Here is a 583-nt window from a genome sequence, read left to right on the forward strand (position 1 = left end):
TAAGTTTAGAAATGTAACATTCCAAAGTATAACGGTATACCAAACCCACCAAGGAAATGCTTCCCCCTCTTCGTACAGTGGTAATGATAAAATACTAATTATCAGTACCAATGTACCCACTGCTCCCAAAAACATTGGGCCTAAGAACAGTATCCGCCAAGGATCATCGCCACAGGATTCTGTTATGAACCTTTGTGGGTTTTGAGTAAAGCCGTGCTTGCCCCTTCGCAACCAAGGATATGAAAAACATAAACCATGAAATTTATCTCGAAGTGATGAATCAATTTTAGCATCAAAAAAATGATTAAATTTGGTTTTTTTGGGTAACTTCCCCCCTAAATATGGCTGACTCATGGTTACTCCTTAACCTTTGTTTATCGCTTTATCGCTTTATTGCGACGCTTTTTTATTTGTATTCGTTATGGCGCTTGATGTTGTGGTTCATTATGATCCGCTATGGTAAACCCACCGCTTCATAACTCGGCACATCTGGTAACGGCTTTTTATTGTCCATAAACCGCACTAACTCCTCCCAAAACAGCAGGCAATAAATCGGGTCTTGGGCGTTTTCTGTCACGACGAT

The 583-nt window shown here is 40.3% G+C and carries 1 pseudogene; it reads right to left on the bottom strand.

The features are described from left to right. Positions 1–354: pseudogene (locus PCIT_RS11865) on the bottom strand (hypothetical protein); the annotation flags it as partial. Between the last annotated feature and the right edge of the window lie 229 nt (positions 355–583).

The organism is Pseudoalteromonas citrea (genome assembly GCF_000238375.3).
Taxonomy (GTDB): domain Bacteria; phylum Pseudomonadota; class Gammaproteobacteria; order Enterobacterales; family Alteromonadaceae; genus Pseudoalteromonas; species Pseudoalteromonas citrea.